The organism is Ramlibacter sp. 2FC, assembly GCF_005503345.1.
In the GTDB taxonomy this organism is placed as follows: domain Bacteria; phylum Pseudomonadota; class Gammaproteobacteria; order Burkholderiales; family Burkholderiaceae_C; genus SCMQ01.
Window position 1 is genome coordinate 20,416 of sequence record NZ_SCMM01000046.1, and the last position, 16,754, is coordinate 37,169.

Sequence of the window (16,754 nt, forward strand, 5' to 3'; positions counted from 1 at the left end):
GGCCGCCGGACCGCATCCGGTATTCCCATCCTCACCTTTCGGAGACAAAGCATGTCGAAGCTCAAACCCCTCGCCGCCCTGGCCCTCAGCGCCATCCTGCCCTTCGCGGCACTCGCGCAGAAGAAGGAGCCGGTCCAGGTCGGCCTCGTGACGTCCAAGTCCGGCCAGTTCGCCCAGCAGGGCGAGGAGGTGCTGCGCGCCATCCAGTTCGCGATCGACGAGGCCAATGCCAAGGGCGGCGTGGACGGCCGCGAGGTCAAGGTGCAGGTCGCCGACGACGAGGGCACGCCCGACGCCGGCCGCCGCGTGGCCGAGAAGCTCGCGCGCGATGGCCACAACCTGCTGATCGGCGCCATCCCCTCCTCCATCTCGATGGCCATCGCCCAGAACCTGGAGCGCTGGGACGCGGTCTACTTCGGCACCCTGTCCAAGTCGGACAAGATGACCGGCGACAGCTGCAAGGCGCGCAGCTTCCGCACCAACCACTCCGACGCCATGGACCTGGCCATGATCGGCGAGTGGATGAAGAGCTTCAAGGAGCAGAACTACGCCGTGATCGCCTCCGACTACGTCTGGGGCCGCGACTCCGGCGAATCCTTCGTCAAGAAGGCCGCCGCACTGGGCAAGAAAGCCGACCTGTCGCTCTACGTGCCCATGGGCACCAAGGACTTCTCGCCCTACATCGCCCAGCTCAAGGCCTCCGACGCCCAGGCGGTCTGGGTCGCCATCGTCGGCCGCGACGGCATCGCCTTCGTCAAGCAGGCCCAGGAGTTCGGCCTGATCGGCCCTAAGCGCCTGCTGGGCCATGCGCTGATCTTCCAGTACGTGGCCGACGCGACCGGCAAGGCCACCGAGGGCACCTGGGGCAACATCGGCTACGGCGCCGAGATCGACAACCCGCGCAACAAGGCCTTCGTCCAGGCCTTCAAGGCCAAGTTCAACCGCCTGCCGACCGAGAACGAAGGCGCTGCCTACAACGGCATCCAGGTCATGTTCGAGGGCGTGAAGAAGGCCGGCAGCGTCAAGCCCGCCGAAGTGGCCAAGGCCCTGCGCGGCGCCCAGCTGGACACCGTGTACGGCCAAGTCACCATGCGCGCCCAGGACAACCAGCTGCTGATCCCCAACTACGTCGGCGTGGTCAAGGCCGAGGGCGGCAAGCTGCGCCCGGTGATCCAGCAGAGCTTCCCGGCCACGCTGGCGCCCCAGCCCTCGCCCGACTGCAAGCTCTGAGCGCCATGCAGGCCACCCCTCCCCGCCACGCCCTGGTGACCGGTGCCACGGGCGGCATAGGCCGCGCGATCTGCTTCGCGCTGATCGACCAGGCACGCCGGGACGGCGCCCCCATCCACCTCAGCGCCGCGGCCTCGCAGCCCGGCGAGCGCCTGCAGGCCCTGCTGGCCGAGTTGCGCGCCGCCGGCGCCACGGCCGGCGGCGTGAGCGGCGACCTCACCGATGCGCAGCAATGCGCGGCCCTGGTCGCGCAGGCCCAGGCCGGCGGCGGCGAGCTCACGGCCCTGGTCTGCAACGCCGGCGCCTCCGGGCCCGGCCGCCTGGCCGACCTGCCGCTGGCCCAGTGGGACGCGACGTTCAACCTCAACACCCGCTCGGCCTGGCTGCTGGCCCAGGCCGCCCGCGAGCCACTGGCGCGCACACGCGGCAGCATCACGGCCGTCGCCTCGATGTCGGGCCTCACCCCGCATCCCGGCTACGGCGCCTACTCGGCCGCCAAGGCCGCGCTGATCATGCTGTGCCGCCAGCTCGCCCAGGAATGGGCCGAGCCGGGCATACGCGTCAACACGGTCTGCCCCGGCATGATCCGCACCCCGCTGACCGAGGCCGTCTACCAGGACCCCGGCACCCTGGCCCGGCGCGAGGCCCTGGTGCCGCTGGGCCGCATCGGCCGCGCCGAGGACGTGGGCGCGGCCGTGGCCTGGCTGGCCAGCGCCGGCGCGGCCTACGTGACGGGCCAGAACCTGGTGGTCGACGGCGGCATCTCCGACCACATGCTGGCCATGATCCCGGGCCGCCCGGGCAAGCCCCCGCTGGACCGCTGAAGGAGCAAACATGAAACAAGTCCTGGTCACCGGCGGCAGCGGCTTCCTCGGCGCCTGGATCATCCGCCGCCTGGCGCGGCGCGGCATCGCGGCGCGGGTGTTCGACATCAGCGCCGAGCGCCGCATCGTCGCCGAGGTCGCGGGCCACGCCCTGGCCCAGTCCCTGGACTGGCAGGTCGGCGACATCCGCGACGGCGCGGCCGTGCGGCGCGCCGCCGCAGGCTGCGACGGCATCGTCCACCTGGCCGGCGTGCTGACCCCGGCCTGCGCGGCCGACCCGGTGCGCGGCGCAAGGAGTCTGTCGGGCTCTGGGATGGCCCCGCGTTGGGCCAGAAACCGGGTCGAGGCAAGGCGCAAAGCGCAGCCGGACTAGCCGTCCGGCGAGCATTTGCAACGCCGCATCGGCCCGGTTTCCGGCCCAACCCTTCGGGCCGGGGCGATTCGGGGCGCCATGCGTCGTTGCCGGCTCCTTGCATGGCTCGGCCATGCGGCGTCGCCGCCGCCTCGCCTGGCGCCCCGACTCGCCCCGGCGCGGGGCCATCCCAGAGCCCGACAGACTCCTGGATCAACCTGATCGGCTCGCTCAACCTGTTCGAGGCGGCGCGCGCCCAGGGCCTGCGCCAGCTGGTCTACGCCAGCACCGCGGGCGTCTACGGCCCCGACGATGCGCGCCAGCCGCTGCCGGCCACGCATTACGGCGCCTTCAAGCTCGCCGTGGAAGGCTCGGCGCGCGCCTACTGGCGCGACCATGGCCTGGCCAGCGTGGGCTTCAGGCCCTTCGTGGTCTACGGGCCCGGGCGCGAGAGCGGTATCAGCGCCGGCCCCAGCATTGCCTGCCGCGCCGCCGTGCGCGACGAGCCGTACACGATAGGCTATACCGGCGCCTCGGGCCTGATCTACGTGGACGACGTGGCCACCGCCTTCGAGCAGGCCCTGCTCACGCCGGCCCAGGGCGCCAGCGTCTACAACCTGGTCGGCGAAACCGCCACCGTGGACCAGGTAATGGCCGAGATCCGCCGCCTGGTGCCCGGCTGGACGCGGTGGGCCCGCCGCTCACGATTGCGCCCGGCCTAGACGAGGAAGGCCTGGACGCGCTGCTGCCGGGGCGCCAGCGCACCACGCTGGCCCAGGGCCTCGCGGCCACCGTGGCGCATTACCGGGCACAGGCTGCCTGATCAGGCCTTCTTCGACACCAGGGTCAGGATGTCGTAGCTGGCCACCAGCTCGCCGTCCTGGTTCTTGACTTCCACGTCCCAGGCCACCACGCCCTGGCCCTGGCCGTTGGCGTCCTTCTTGTTGCGGTCGATCTTGCGCTTGCAGGTCAGGCGCACCTGGATGCTGTCGCCTATGCCCACGGGCTTGACGAAGCGCAGGGTGTCCAGGCCGTAGTTGGCCAGCACCGGGCCCGGCTCGGGCACCACGAACAGGCCGGCCGCATCGGACAGCACCAGGTAGCCGTGGGCGATGCGCTTGCCGAACGGCGAGGCCTTGGCGGCTTCCTCGTCGAAGTGCATGTAGAACATGTCGCCAGTCAGCTTGCCGAAGGCATGGACATCCTCGTCGCCGATCACGCGCGACGCAGTCAGCAGCGACTCGCCGATCTGGATGTCCTCGAAATGGCGGCGGAACGGGTGCGTGCCGGTCTCGATCACCTTGGCGCCGCGCACGTACTCGCGCGTCACGGCAGTCAGCATGGTGGGCGAGCCCTGCACCGCGGCGCGCTGCAGCAGGTGCGTGACGGCGCGCAGGCCACCGAGCTCCTCGCCGCCGCCGGCGCGACCCGGGCCGCCATGCTTGAGCACCGGCAGCGGCGAGCCGTGGCCGGTCGACTCGGGCGCCGACTCGCGGTCCAGCACATGGACGCGGCCGTGCAGCGCGGCCAGGGCCGGCACCATGGTCGCGGCCGTGGCCGGGTCCTTGGTCACCAGGGTGCTGACCAGGCTGCCCTTGCCGCGCGCGGCCAGCTGCAGCGCTTCTTCAATGCCCTCGTAGGGCATCAGCGTGCTGACCGGGCCGAAGGCCTCGACGTCGTGCACCGCGTCGTGGGCCAGCGGCTGGCGCGACAGCAGCAGCGTGGGCTGGAAGAAAGCCCCCCCGGCGACGCCCTCGCCCAGCGGCGCGAAGCCCTGGCCGCCGCCGTAGACCAGCTCGGCCCCCTGACGCAGCAGCGCCACGCGCTCGGCCACGTCGGCCTGCTGGTCCAGCGAGGCCAGCGCGCCCATCTTCACGCCCTCGACCGAGGGGTCACCCACCACGGTCTTGGCCAGGCGCGCCGCCAGGCGCTCGGCCACGGCGTCGAGGTGCTGGCGCGGCACGATGGCGCGGCGGATCGCCGTGCATTTCTGGCCGGCCTTGACGGTCATCTCGCGCGCCACTTCCTTGACGAACAGGTCGAACTCCTCGTCGTCGGGCGTCACGTCCGGGGCCAGGATGGCGCAGTTCAGCGAGTCGGCCTCGGCGTTGAAGGGGATGCTGTTGCGCACGATGTTGGGGTGCACGCGCAGCTTGGCGGCCGTGTCGGCCGAGCCGGTGAAGGTCACGACGTCGCTGCCGTCCAGGCGGTCCAGCAGGTCGCCGGTGCTGCCGATCACCAGCTGCAGCGCGCCGGCCGGCAGGATGCCCGATTCGTTGACCAGGCGCACCATGGCCTCGGTCAGGTAGCTGGTAGCCGTGGCGGGCTTGCCTATGCAGGGCATGCCGGCCAGGAAGCTGGGCGCAAACTTCTCGAGCAGGCCCCAGATGGGGAAGTTGAAGGCGTTGATGTGGACCGCAATGCCGCCGCGCGGCACCAGGATGTGGGTGCCGCCGAACAGGCCCTTCTTGCCCAGCTGCAGCGCCGGGCCCTCGTGGATCAGGTTGCCGCTGGGCAGCTCGCTGCTGCCCACGCCGGCGTAGGAGAACAGCGTGCCGCTGCCGCCCTCGATGTCGATCCAGCTGTCGGTGCGCGTGGCGCCGGTGTGGGCCGAAACCGCGTAGAGCTCTTCCTTGCGCTCGCCCAGGTACTTGGCCAGGGCCTTCAGGCGCGCGGCGCGCTGCTGGAAATCGAGCGCCAGCAGGCCCGGCAGGCCCACGCGGCGCGCATAGTCCACCGCCTCGCCGAAGTCGATCGCCTCGGCATGGGTCTGGGCCACGGTCTGGCCGTTGACGGCGCTTTTCAGCGCCTGGGCCGCCTGCTGGCCGATCCAGCGGCCGGCTATGAAGCTTTGAAGAAGAGTGGTCATGGCTGTGGGCTCGCGTTGATGGAAGAATTAGGCATAATACTTATTAACCGACCGGTCGGTCGCGAAATATTGTGCAGCAGTCGACCATTGTGGCACAGCCCCCCTACCCCTTGGCAAGTCTGGGGGCAAAAACAAGCCCGCGCGAGGCGGGCTGGGGTGACTGAGGAAAGCCCTGCCTTACTGCGGCTCGATCCCGGCCTTCTTGACCAGGGCCGAATACTTGGCCAGCTCGCTGCGGAAGAAGGCCGTGGCCGCTTCCGGCGAGCTCATCGAGATGCTGTTGCCCTGCTTGGCCATGGTCTCCTTGACCTCGGCGGTGGCGAAGGCCGTGCTGAAGGCCGCATGGATGCGCTTGACGTCGGCGGCCGGCAGGTTCCTGGGGCCGACCACGGCGAACCAGCCTTCGACCACGTAGCCCGGCAGGCCCTGCTCGGCGAAGGTCGGGATCTCGGGCGCGGCGGCCAGGCGCTGCGCCGACGAGGTGCCGATGGCGCGCAGCGCCCCGCTCTTGAGATGGGCCTGGATCGACGGCAGGGCCAGCACGCCGAACTCCACCTGGCCACCCATGAGGTCGGTCAGCATGGGGCCCACGCCCTTGTAGGGAATGTGCTTGGCCTTGACGCCGGCCTCGTCGACGAACATCTCGGCCGCCAGGTGCAGGATGGTGCCGTTGCCCGAGGAGGCGAAGTTGAACTGGCCGGGCTTGGACTTGAGCAGGGCCACGAGCTCCTTGGCGTTGTGGGCCGGCACCTTGGGGTTGACCACCAGCACCAGCGGCGTGGTGCCCATGACGGTGATCGGCGTGATGTCGCCCACCGGATCGAAGGGCACGGACTTGAGCACGCTGGGGTAGATCACGTGGTTGTTCGACACCACGCTGAGCGTGAAGCCGTCCGGCGGCGACTTGATCATCGCGGCCGTACCGATCACGCCGCCGGCGCCGGGCTGGTTCTCCACCACCACCGCATGGCCCAGGGCCTTGGAGACCGCCACGCTGGTGGCGCGCGTGATGGTGTCCACGCCCGAGCCGCTGGCCACGGGCAGGATGAACTTGATGGGCTTGTCGGAGGCCTGGGCCAGCGCCACGCGCGGCAGGGCCGCCGCTGCGAGGCCCAGCGCCAGGCCGGCCAGCACCAGGCGGCGCGGCAGGGTGAGGGCAGAAATTCGACTCATGTTTGTCTCCTGTAGGAATGGGTCAGGCTTGCTTGATGAAACACCCGCGCGCCGATGCTATCGGCGAACGGGAGGGAAAAGTCATCGCGAAATGCGACGCCCGGTCACGCGCCATGCAGGCGCAGACCCGGGACAAGGGCGGCGCCAGGCGCATCGAGCTTCAGGCCACCGCCCCCTGCTCGCGCAGGGCCGCTAGGTCGGCCGGCGTGTAGCCCAGGCCGGCCAGCAGCTCGGCCGTGTGCTGGCCCATGGTCGGCGGCTGCAGGCGCACGCCCGGGCGCTGGCCGTCCATGGTGAAGGGCAGCAAGGTGGTCTGCGCGGTCTGGCCGGCGCGCGCGCCGTCCGGCAGGCGGATCTCGGCTAGGCCGCCGGTGGCCTTGAGGTGCTCGTCGTCGTAGAGCTCCTCGGGCTTGCGGATGGGCGCGAACGGCAGGCCCGCCTGCTCGAACAGGGCCGCGAGCTCGGCTGCGCTGCGCCGGGCCAGGCGCTCGCGCAGCTCGGGCAGCAGCTGGGGGCGCAGGCGCACGCGCTCGTTGTTGGTCGCGTAGCGCGGGTCGGCCTTGAGGTCGGCGAAGCCCAGCGCGTCGCAGAAGGTGGCCCATTGCGCGTCGCTGACCGCGGCCAGGAAGATCTGCTCGCCGTCCTTGACGGTGAACACGTCGTACACGGCCCAGGCCGAGATGCGGTCGGGCATGGGCGCGGCGGGCTGGCCGGTGATCGCGTACTGCAGCATGTGCTGGCCGACCAGGAACACGTTGTTCTCGAACAGCGCGCTCTGCACTTCCTGGCCGCGGCCGGTGATGCCGCGCTGGATCAGCGCACCGAGCGCACCTATGGCGCCGAACATGCCGCCCATGATGTCGTTGACGCTGCTGCCGGCGCGCAGCGGGTCGCCGGGCCGGCCGGTCATGTAGGCCAGGCCGCCCATCATCTGCACCACCTCGTCCAGCGCCGTGCGGTGCTCGTAGGGGCCGGGCAGGAAGCCCTTGTGGCTCACGTAGATCAGGCGCGGGTTGGTCTTGGACAGGCTGGCGTAGTCCAGGCCGTACTTGGCCATGGTGCCGGGCTTGAAGTTCTCGGCCACCACGTCGGCGCTGGCCGCGAGGCGGCGCGCCGCCTCGGCGCCCGCGGGGCTGCGCAGGTCCAGCGCGATGCTCTTCTTGTTGCGGTTGAACATGGGGAAGAAACCCGCGCCCGCGCCCAGCAGGTGGCGCGTGCGGTCGCCGTCTATGGGCTCGACCTTGATGACCTCGGCGCCCAGGTCGGCCAGCACCATGCCGCAAGTCGGGCCCATGACCATGTGGGTGAATTCGACGACACGCAGGCCGGCGAGCGGCAGATTTTGGGAAGGGGTTGCGTTGCTCATGGGGTCAGGTTCTCAAACGGAAAGGACGGGCTGGCGCGCCGGCAGCACGGTGCCGCGGCATTCGCCGAAGCCGATGCGCCTGAAGCCCTGGCGCAGGCAGTGGCCGCGCAGGATGACGGTGTCGCCGTCTTCGAGGTAGCTGCGGGTCTCGCCGCTGGACAGGCGCAGCGGCTGGCGCCCGCCCTGGCTCAGCTCCAGCAGCGAGCCGCCCTGCTCGGGCAGCGGCCCGGACAGCGTGCCCGAGCCGAACAGGTCGCCGCAGCGCAGGTTGCAGCCGTTCACCGTGTGGTGGGCGACCAGCTGCGCCACGGTCCAGTAGGCGTCGGCGAAGTTCGAGCTCATCAGCCGGTCGCCGGCGTGGCCGGCCTCGCGCATGGCCGCGGTCTGCAGCCAGACCTCGAGCGTGATGTCCAGCCCGCCCTGGCGGCGGTTGGCTTCGGAGTCCAGGTAGGGCAAGGGCGCCGGGTCGCCCTCGGGCCGCACGAAGGCGCTGCGGAACGGCGCCAGCGCATCGAGCGTCACCACCCAGGGCGAGAGCGTGCTGGCGAAGTTCTTGGACAGGAAGGGGCCCAGCGGCTGGTACTCCCAGGCCTGGATGTCGCGCGCGCTCCAGTCGTTGAACAGCGCCAGGCCGAACACATGCTCCTCGGCGCTGGCCATGGGGATGGGCTCGCCCTGCGCATTGGGCCGGCCTATGCACATGGCCAGCTCGAGCTCGTAGTCCAGCCGGCGGCAGGGCCCGAACACCGGCACCGCCTGGTCGGGCGCCTTGGTCTGGCCCAGCGGGCGCGGGAAGGACTGGCCGCTGACGCCTATCGAGGAGGCGCGGCCGTGGTAGCCGATCGGCACCCATTTGTAGTTGGGCAGCAGCGGCTGCTCGGGGCGGAACTGCTTGCCCACCGTGGTGGCGTGGTGGATGCTGGCGTAGAAGTCCGTGTAGTCGCCGATCTCGCAGGGCAGGCCCAGCTCGACCTCGGCCTGCGCGACCAGGGCCGTGCGGAACAGCGCCTCGCGCGGGCTGCCGCGGCGCAGACCCTCGGAGATCGCCGCGCGCAGCGCCTGCCGGGGCCCTGGCGCCAGGCGCATGAGCCGGTTCATGTCGTGGGTCTCGATCAGCTTGGCGCGGCGCAGGTCCAGCACCTGGTCGCCTATGGCCACGCCTATGCACCAGTCCGCGTCGCCTGCGCGGCGAAAGCGCCCGAAGGGCAGGTTCTGGATGGGAAAGTCGGTGGCCGGATCGTTGGCCGACTCGACCCAGCTGGCCAGGGCCGGGTCGTGCGTGGCGTCCAGCAAGGGGTTGGTGGCAAGCGGGTTCATGGCTGCTCCGGGTGGAAATGCTTGCGCAGGCCCTGCCAGCATTGGTAGTAGTCGGCCTGCAGCTCGGGCGAGGCCAGGGCCTCGCGCGTGGGGCGCAGCACGCAGCGGGTCTCGAACATGAAGGCCATGGTGTCGGTGATGTAGTGCGGCTGGGAGGTGTCGGCCGCGCTGGCCTTCTCGAAGGTCTCGGCATCGGGCCCGTGGCCGCTCATGCTGTTGTGCAGGCTGGCGCCGCCCGGCACGAAGCCCTCGGCCTTGGCGTCGTAGGCGCCATGGATCAGGCCCATGAACTCCGAGGCGATGTTGCGGTGGAACCAGGGCGGACGGAAGCTGTCCTGCATGGCCAGGATGCGCGGCGGGAAGATCACGAAATCGATGCTGCTCACGCCCGGCGTGTCGGAGGCCGAATGCAGCACCAGGAAGATAGAGGGGTCCGGGTGGTCGTAGCTGATCGAGCCTATGGCGTTGAAGCGGCGCAGGTCGTACTTGCAGGGCGCGTAGTTGCCGTGCCAGGCCACCACGTCCAGCGGCGAATGGTCCATGCGCGCCGACCAGAGATGGCCCATGAACTTGGCCACCAGCTCGTGCTCTTCCTCCAGGTCCTCGTAGGCTGCCACGGGCGTGAGGAAGTCGCGCGGGTTGGCCAGGCCGTTCGATCCGATCGGCCCCAGGTCGGGCAGCCGGAAGTTGGCGCCGAAGTTCTCGCAAATGTAGCCGCGCGCGGCCTCGTCCAGCAGCTCGAGCCGGAAGCGCACGCCGCGCGGGATGAGCACGATCTCCTGCGGCTCGGCCTCGATCACGCCCATCTCGGTGACGAAGCGGTGCCGCCCCAGCTGGGGCACGATCAGCAGCTCGCCATCGGCGTTGTAGAAGCTGCGCCGCGTCATAGAGCGGTTGCAGGCGTACAGGTGCACGGCGGCGCCGGTCTGCACATGCGGGTCGCCGTTGCCGGCCATGGTCACGATGCCCTCGACGAAGTCGGCCGGGGCATCGGGCAGCGGCAGCGGATTCCAGCGCAGCTGGTTGGGCGGCGTGGGCAAGGCGCCGAAGTCGCTGGTGATGCGGCCGTCGGGCATGCGCTCGAAGGGCTGGTGCATGGCCGAGGGCCGGATGCGGTAGAGCCAGCTGCGGCGGTTGTCGGCACGCGGGGCGGTGAAGGCCGTGCCCGAGAGCTGCTCGGCATACAGGCCATAGGGGCAGGTCTGCGGCGAGTTGCGGCCCACGGGCAGCGCCCCGGGCAGGGCCTCGCTCGCAAACTGGTTGCCGAAACCGGATTGGTAGGCGGGGCTGTTCATGGCGCGGACTCTCACTCGGCCTTGAGCACGCCGCGCTCGACCTGGTCGCGCTCCAGCGACTCGAACAAGGCCTTGAAGTTGCCCTCGCCGAAGCCGTCGTCGCCCTTGCGCTGGATGAACTCGAAGAACACCGGCCCCAGCAGCGTGCCAGAGAATATCTGCAGCAGCAGGCGGCGCGCGCCGCCCTGGGTCGAGCCGTCGAGCAGGATGCCGCGCGCCTGCAGTTCGGCGGGGTTCTCGCCGTGGCCCGGCAGGCGCTCCTCCAGCATGCGGTAGTAGGTGGCCGGCGGCGCCTTCATCAGCGGCACGCCCGCGCGCTGCAGGCTGTCCACGCTGGCCAGCAGGTCGTCGGTCAGCAGGGCGATGTGCTGTATGCCCTCGCCGTTGAACTGCATCAGGAACTCCTCGATCTGGCCCGCGCCGCGCGAGGACTCCTCGTTCAGCGGGATGCGTATCCTGCCGTCGGGCGCGGTCATGGCCTTGGAGGTCAGCCCCGTGTACTCGCCCTTGATGTCGAAGAAGCGGATCTCGCGGAAGTTGAACAGGCGCCCGTAGAAGTCGGCCCAGTAGGCCATGCGGCCGCGGTAGACGTTGTGCGTGAGGTGGTCGACCAGCTTGAAGCCATGGCCGCGCGGGTGCGGGTCCACGCCGGCTATGAACTCGAAGTCGATGTCGTAGATCGACTTGCCCTCCTCGTAGCGGTCGATCAGGTACAGCGGCGCGCCGCCTATGCCCTTGATGGCCGGCAGGCGCAGCTCCATGGGGCCGGGCTGGATCTCGATCGGCTGGGCGCCCAGCGCCAGCGCGCGCTCGTAGGCCAGGTGCGAGTCGCGCACGCGAAACGCCAGGCCGCAGGCCGAGGGGCCATGCTCGGCCGCAAAATAGCCGGCCACGCTGCGCGGCTCGCGGTTGACGATGAAGTTGATCTCGCCCTGGCGGTACAGCACCACGTCCTTGGAGCGGTGCCGCGCCACCAGGCTGAAGCCCAGCAGCTCCAGCACCGGCTCCACCTGGTTGGGCGTGGGCGAGGCGAATTCCACGAACTCGAAGCCCATCAGCCCCATCGGGTTGTCGAACAGATCTGTCATCTCGGACTCCTTGAAACCTCGATCAGCCAAATTTGAGCCTGCCCGCGAAGTCTGGGCAAGCCCCATGGGCTTTGCACTCACGCGGCCGCCAGCGTCTTGGGCAGGCCGGCCTGCCACAGCGTGCCGTGCAGGCACTCGCCTTCCAGCCAGCCCGCGACCTGCTTGCGCAGCGCCAGCAGGGCCGCAATGTCCAGCCCCGTTTCAATGCCCATGCTGCGCAGCATGTAGGCCAGGTCTTCCGTGCTCACGTTGCCGCTGGCGCCCGGCGCGTGCGGGCAGCCGCCGATGCCGGCCAGGCAGGCGTCGAAGCGCGTGACGCCGGTCTGCAGCGCGGCGAACACGTTGGCCAGGCCCAGGCCGCGCGTGTCGTGGAAATGGCCGCACCAGAGCTTGTCGCCCACCAGGTGGCGCGCCTTCTCGAACAGGCGCGCGACCATCGCCGGGTCGGCATAGCCCACGGTGTCGGCCAGGCTCACGTGGTCGGCCCCGGCGTCGAGCAGGGCCTGCATCAGGCGCAGCACCTCGCTCTCGGCCACCTCGCCCTGTATCGTGCAGCCGAAGGCCGTGCCCACGCCGCCTTCGATCAGGGTCTTGGCGCCGGCAGCGTCGCGCGCGGCGCGGATGCGGGCCACCTCGGCCACCACCTCGTCGGGCGTCTTGCGCAGGTTGGCCAGGCTGTGCGCATGGCTGGCCGACAGCGGCACGATCATCAGGTCGGCGCCGGTCTCCAGGGCCTTCTCGGCCCCCTTGAGGTTGGGCACCAGCACCGAGACGAACAGCCCCGGCAGGGTCTTGGCGAAGGCCACCAGCTCGGCCGTGTCGGCCAGCTGCGGCAGCAGGCGCGCCGGCACGAAGGAGCCGACCTCGATCTCGCGCTGGCCGGCGGCATGGGCCGCGCGCAGCCACTCCAGCTTCTGCGCCGTGGGCAGGGTGCGCGCGATGCTTTGCAGGCCGTCGCGCAGGCCGACCTCTCGGACGATGGCCTGGCGCGGCAGGCGGGGGGAAGCGGACGTAACTTCCAAGGCATGTCTCCTTCAGTGAATACCTGGAGTTTAGAAATTCCTTGATAGATCACAAAATCAATTCCGGAAGCTTTATAGTTCCCAACGGGAATATCTATGCGTGACCTGGACCTGACCACCCTGCGCCTGTTCGTCGCCGTCTGCGAGACGCGCAACATCGCGCGCGCGGCCGAGCAGCAGGCCATCGTCGGCTCGGCCATCAGCAAGCGCCTGGCCCAGCTCGAGGAGACGGTGGGCACGCCGCTGCTGGTGCGCCGGCGGCGCGGCGTGGAGCCGACCGCGGCCGGCGAGACCCTGCTCGAGCATGCGCGCGCCATGCTGGCCCAGAGCGACCAGATCGAGCGCGACATGGCGGCCTACGCAGCCGGCGTGCGCGGCCAGGTGCGCATCCTGGCCACGGCCTCGGCGATCGCCGAATCGCTGGCCGACGACGTGGCGGCCTTCCTCAAGGACCCGGCGCATGGCGACATCCGCGTCGACATCGAGGAGCGCGTGAGCAGCGGCGTGCTGCGCGGCATCCGCGAGGGCAGCGCCTCGGTCGGCCTGTGCTGGGACAGGGCCAACCTCGAGGGCCTGCAAAGCCGCCCCTGGCGCAGCGACCACCTGGCCGTGGTGGCGCCGCTGGGCCACCCGCTGGCGCAGCACGCGACGCTGGCCTTCGCGCAGACGCTGGACTACGAGCAGGTCAGCCTGCCGCCGTCTAGCGCCGTGCCGGTCATGCTGCAGCGCGCCGCCGCCCTCGCCGGCCGGCCCCTGCAGTCGCGCGTGGTGGTCGCGACCTTCGACGCCGCGCTGCGCGTGGTGCGCGCCCAGCTTGCCATCAGCGTGCTGCCGGCCGAGCTGGCCCAGCCCTTCGCGGCGGCCTTCGGCCTCAGCGTGATCCCGCTCAGCGACGACTGGGCACGACGCCGCTTCGCGATCTGCTTTCGCGACGCGCAGGGGCTGTCGCCGGCGGCGCGGCTGCTGGTGGAGCACCTGGTGCGCGGGGCCGAGGCGGCAGAAAAGCAGCCCTAGACCGCGCGCAATGCACGCTGCGCGGCCGAGCCGCGCGAGAATGCGCTTTCTTGCCGCTCGAGAAGCGAGGTGAGCCATGGAACCATTCACCCGGCGCAGCGCGCTCGCCACCCTGGGCGCGGCGCTGCTGACCGGCACCGCGGGCCTGCAGCCCGCCGTCGCCCAGACAGGCCGCATGCAGTCCTGGAAGCTCTCCACCGCGCGGCGCACCGGCATCCACGACCTGGCGCCGGCACCCGATGGCGGCGTCTGGTTCACGGCCCAGGCCAGCGGCCACCTGGGCTGGTTCGATCCCGGCAGCGGCCGCACCGAGCTGCTGGCCCTGGGGTCGGGCTCGGCGCCGCATGGCGTGATCCAGGGCCCGGACAAGGCGGCCTGGATCACGGACGGCGGGCAGAACGCCATCGTGCGCGTGGGCTGGCCCGAGCGCTCGCTGCACCTCTATCCCCTGCCCCGCGGCACGCCCCATGCCAACCTCAACACCTGCGCCTTCGACGGCAATGGCGACCTCTGGTTCACGGGCCAGGCCGGCTATGTGGGCCGGGTGGCCGTGAAGACCGGCCAGGTCAGCGTCAAGGCCTCGCCGCGCGGCCGCGGGCCCTACGGCATCTGCAGCACGCCGGGCGGCGAGGTCTGGTGGTGCTCGCTGGCCGGCTCCTTCATCGCGCGCATAGACCGGCGCAGCGGCGACTCGGTGGTCGTGGAGCCGCCCACGCCCGAGCAGGGCGCGCGCCGCGTCTGGAGCGACAGCCGGGGCCGCATCTGGGTCAGCGAGTGGAACAGCGGCCAGCTCTCGGTGCACGATCCGGCAGCTGCCGGCGCGGCTGGGCGCTGGCGCCAGTGGAAGCTGCCCGGCGAGCGCCCGCGCCCCTACGCGATCTACGTGGACGAGCGCGACATGGTCTGGGTGAGCGACTTCGGCGGCAACGCCTGCTGGTCCTTCGATGCGCGCAGCGAGCGCTTCGAGCGCTACGCCTTCCCGCGCGAGAGCGCCAACGTGCGCCAGATCCTCGGCCGGCCCGGCGAGGTCTGGCTGCCCGAGAGCGGCACCGAGCATATCTCGGTGATCCGCACGGGCTGAGGCTAAACGCTCTCCAGCGCCAGCACCGCGGTGGCCGTGTTGGAGATCGGTATGTGGTAGTTGCCGCTCACGCGGCGCAGCTGGGCGCCGCCCGCCGCGCCCAGCGCGCCGCGCATGGCCAGCCACATCAACAGCTCCACGCCCTGGGTGCCGGTCTTCTCCACCAGCTCGTGGATGGAAAAGCGCGTGGCCCACTCGGGGTTGGACTCCAGGCTGTCGATGAACTGCAGGTCGAAGGCCTTGTTGATGAAGCCGGCGCGCTCGCCGTCGAGCTGGTGCGAGAGGCCGCCCGAGGCGATCACCGCCACCTTCTTGTCGCTGTCCCAGGACTGGATGGCCTCGCCCACCGCCTTGCCCAGGGCGTAGCAGCGCTTGGCCGAGGGCAGCGGGAACTGCACGGTGTTGATGCAGACCGGCACCACGGTGACCGGGCAGTCGCCCTCGGGCCAGAACAGCTTGAGCGGCAGGGTGCAGGCGTGGTCGACCAGCATCTCCTGGCAGGTCACGACGTCGAACTCCTTGGCTATCAGCTGGTCGATCAAATGCCAGGACAGGTCCAGCTCGCCCTTGAACGGCGGCAGCGTGGGAATGCCCCAGCCCTCGTCGGCGTTGTTGTACTCGGGCGCCGCGCCGATGGCGAAGGTCGGCATCTTGTCGAGGAAGAAGTTCAGGCCGTGGTCGTTGTAGAACATCACCACCACGTCGGGCTGCTTCTGGCCCAGCCAGTCGCGGATGGGCGGGAAGCCGTCGAAGAAGGGCTTCCAGTACGGGTCCTGCTGCAGGCCCTTGTGGATCGCGCCGCCGATGGCGGGAATGTGGGAGGTGCCGAGGCCGCCGATGAGTGTTGCCATGCTGTGGGTGCTCCTGCTTATTGATAGGCGGCCGCGCGCAGCTTGGCCTTGAATGCTTCCTTGCTCATGCCGGTCTGCTGGGCGCCTATGTCCTGCATGTCCAGCCCGAAGATCCCGGCGAACTTGGCCAGGTAGTAGGCGTTGCCGCCGGCCGCGATCAGCTGCAGCACATTGCGCGCGCGGATCGCCGCGGCCTGGGACTCGGTCAGCCCGTACTGCTTCATGTAGGCCTCCTCGTCGGCGACGAAAGCCTTGCGGTTGGCCTCGTCGTTGAACGAAAAGCACATCTTGTTCAGCGCATAGCCCTTGCGCGCCTGCGCGCCGTCGAAAGGCGTGGTGCCGGGAATCTCGGGCAGTGGATGGCTCACCTTTTTCTCCTGTGTTTGAGCTGTGTCAGGCACCCAGTATTCCGCCCTCATTGCCAGAAATAAACCGATGAATGATCATCAGATTCATGAGCAAATTCGATTGGTCAGACCTGGACGGCCGCCTGCTGCAGCTGCTAGTGGCGGTGGTGGAAGCCGGCTCCATCACCGGCGCGGCGCAGCGCCTGGGCGTCACCCAATCCGCCGTGAGCCACCTGCTGGACAAGCTGCGCGCCATCACCGGCGACGCCCTGTTCGTCAAGTCAGGCCGCGGCATCGTGGCCACCGCGCGCGCCGAGGCGCTGGCCGGCGAGGCGCGCGAGCTGCTCGGCCAGATGGAGCGCTTCGCGCGCTCGGGCGATTTCGACCCGGGGCGCTGGCAGACCAGCTTCACCATCGCGGCCAACGACTTCCAGCGCGATGTGCTGCTGCCGCCGCTGATGGCGCGCCTGCGCGCCCAGGCGCCCGGCGTGGCGCTGCGCGTCATCCCCTCGGACGTGCCCACGCTGGAGATGCTGCGCCACGAGCATTGCCAGCTGGTCATCAGCCCGCGCCCGCCCGAGGGCAGCGACATCCTGCAAAAGCGCTTGTTCGAGGACCGCTACCGCGTGTTCTACGACCCGGCCGTGCGCACCGCGCCAAGAACGCGGGCGGACTACCTGGCGGCCGACCATGTGACCGTACTCTACGAGCCGCGCCGCCCGCTGGACCTGGACCAGCTGCTCGCCGCACGCGGCGTGCAGCGCCGCTTCGCCGTCATGGTGCCGGGCTTTGCCGGCCTGCCGGCCTTTCTGCGCAGCAGCGACCTGCTGGCCACTGCCCCCGGCCTGCTGCAGACCGGCCTGCTGCGCGGCCTGGCCAGCGTCAAAGTGCCCCTGCCCTGCCCCCCCATGCCCATGTACATGGT

General features: G+C 70.3%; 16 protein-coding genes and 1 pseudogene. 8 read left to right on the plus strand and 9 right to left on the minus strand.

The annotated features are described in order from the left end of the window. The first annotated feature begins 51 nt into the window (after positions 1–51). From FFS10_RS17695 to FFS10_RS23700, 5 genes and pseudogenes are all read left to right on the plus strand, one after another. Positions 52–1,230, plus strand: coding sequence for an ABC transporter substrate-binding protein (locus FFS10_RS17695; protein WP_137895796.1), 1,179 nt, complete (start codon positions 52–54; stop codon positions 1,228–1,230). A gap of 5 nt (positions 1,231–1,235) precedes the next feature. Further along, a complete protein-coding gene (locus FFS10_RS17700; RefSeq protein ID WP_137895797.1) occupies positions 1,236–2,054 on the plus strand; it encodes an SDR family NAD(P)-dependent oxidoreductase in 819 nt (272 codons plus the stop codon). Between the two features lie 10 nt (positions 2,055–2,064). Then, on the plus strand, positions 2,065–2,427 hold the full coding sequence (locus FFS10_RS17705) for an NAD-dependent epimerase/dehydratase family protein (protein ID WP_137895798.1): 363 nt from the start codon (positions 2,065–2,067) through the stop codon (positions 2,425–2,427). A 191-nt stretch (positions 2,428–2,618) separates the two neighbouring features. Next, positions 2,619–3,012 (plus strand): annotated as a pseudogene (locus FFS10_RS17710) (SDR family oxidoreductase); the annotation flags it as partial. A gap of 82 nt (positions 3,013–3,094) precedes the next feature. Further along, the gene (locus tag FFS10_RS23700) at positions 3,095–3,229 is read left to right on the plus strand and encodes a hypothetical protein (protein WP_283957669.1); all 135 of its coding nucleotides are present in this window, start codon (positions 3,095–3,097) and stop codon (positions 3,227–3,229) included. Here the strand turns inward: FFS10_RS23700 and paaZ are convergent, their stop codons facing one another. The 7 genes from paaZ to FFS10_RS17745 form a co-directional block, all read right to left on the minus strand. Next, positions 3,230–5,275, minus strand: a complete 2,046-nt coding sequence (paaZ, locus tag FFS10_RS17715; protein ID WP_137895799.1) for a phenylacetic acid degradation bifunctional protein PaaZ — start codon at positions 5,273–5,275, stop codon at positions 3,230–3,232. Between the two features lie 177 nt (positions 5,276–5,452). Further along, positions 5,453–6,448 (minus strand): Bug family tripartite tricarboxylate transporter substrate binding protein, encoded by a 996-nt coding sequence (locus FFS10_RS17720; RefSeq protein ID WP_137895800.1) that lies wholly within the window; start codon positions 6,446–6,448, stop codon positions 5,453–5,455. A gap of 160 nt (positions 6,449–6,608) precedes the next feature. Further along, entirely contained in the window at positions 6,609–7,814 is a 1,206-nt protein-coding gene (locus tag FFS10_RS17725; RefSeq protein ID WP_137895801.1) for a CaiB/BaiF CoA transferase family protein, read from the minus strand. A 12-nt stretch (positions 7,815–7,826) separates the two neighbouring features. Next, a complete protein-coding gene (fahA, locus tag FFS10_RS17730) occupies positions 7,827–9,131 on the minus strand; it encodes a fumarylacetoacetase (RefSeq protein ID WP_137895802.1) in 1,305 nt (434 codons plus the stop codon). After that, positions 9,128–10,426, minus strand: a complete 1,299-nt coding sequence (hmgA, locus tag FFS10_RS17735; RefSeq protein ID WP_137895803.1) for a homogentisate 1,2-dioxygenase — start codon at positions 10,424–10,426, stop codon at positions 9,128–9,130. The genes fahA and hmgA overlap by 4 nt, the downstream gene beginning before the upstream one ends. 11 nt (positions 10,427–10,437) lie before the next feature. Continuing rightward, positions 10,438–11,514 carry a 4-hydroxyphenylpyruvate dioxygenase gene (hppD, locus tag FFS10_RS17740; RefSeq protein ID WP_137895804.1) on the minus strand — a complete coding sequence of 359 codons (1,077 nt, stop codon included), beginning with the start codon at positions 11,512–11,514 and terminating at the stop codon, positions 10,438–10,440. Positions 11,515–11,591: 77 nt separating this feature from the next. After that, a complete protein-coding gene (locus FFS10_RS17745; RefSeq protein WP_137895805.1) occupies positions 11,592–12,536 on the minus strand; it encodes a hydroxymethylglutaryl-CoA lyase in 945 nt (314 codons plus the stop codon). Positions 12,537–12,632: 96 nt separating this feature from the next. On the opposite strand from FFS10_RS17745, the gene FFS10_RS17750 reads away from it, so the two are divergent. Then, the gene (locus FFS10_RS17750) at positions 12,633–13,550 is read left to right on the plus strand and encodes a LysR family transcriptional regulator (protein WP_137895806.1); all 918 of its coding nucleotides are present in this window, start codon (positions 12,633–12,635) and stop codon (positions 13,548–13,550) included. Positions 13,551–13,626: 76 nt separating this feature from the next. After that, on the plus strand, positions 13,627–14,631 hold the full coding sequence (locus FFS10_RS17755; RefSeq protein ID WP_137895807.1) for a Vgb family protein: 1,005 nt from the start codon (positions 13,627–13,629) through the stop codon (positions 14,629–14,631). Positions 14,632–14,633: 2 nt separating this feature from the next. Here FFS10_RS17755 and FFS10_RS17760 read toward each other — a convergent pair whose 3' ends face one another. Beyond that, entirely contained in the window at positions 14,634–15,482 is an 849-nt protein-coding gene (locus FFS10_RS17760; RefSeq protein WP_137895808.1) for a class III extradiol dioxygenase family protein, read from the minus strand. A 17-nt stretch (positions 15,483–15,499) separates the two neighbouring features. After that, on the minus strand, positions 15,500–15,850 hold the full coding sequence (locus FFS10_RS17765; RefSeq protein WP_249931337.1) for a protocatechuate 4,5-dioxygenase subunit alpha: 351 nt from the start codon (positions 15,848–15,850) through the stop codon (positions 15,500–15,502). Positions 15,851–15,936: 86 nt separating this feature from the next. On the opposite strand from FFS10_RS17765, the gene FFS10_RS17770 reads away from it, so the two are divergent. Beyond that, positions 15,937–16,754: LysR family transcriptional regulator (locus FFS10_RS17770; RefSeq protein ID WP_137895810.1), on the plus strand; the 818-nt coding region annotated here is incomplete at its 3' end.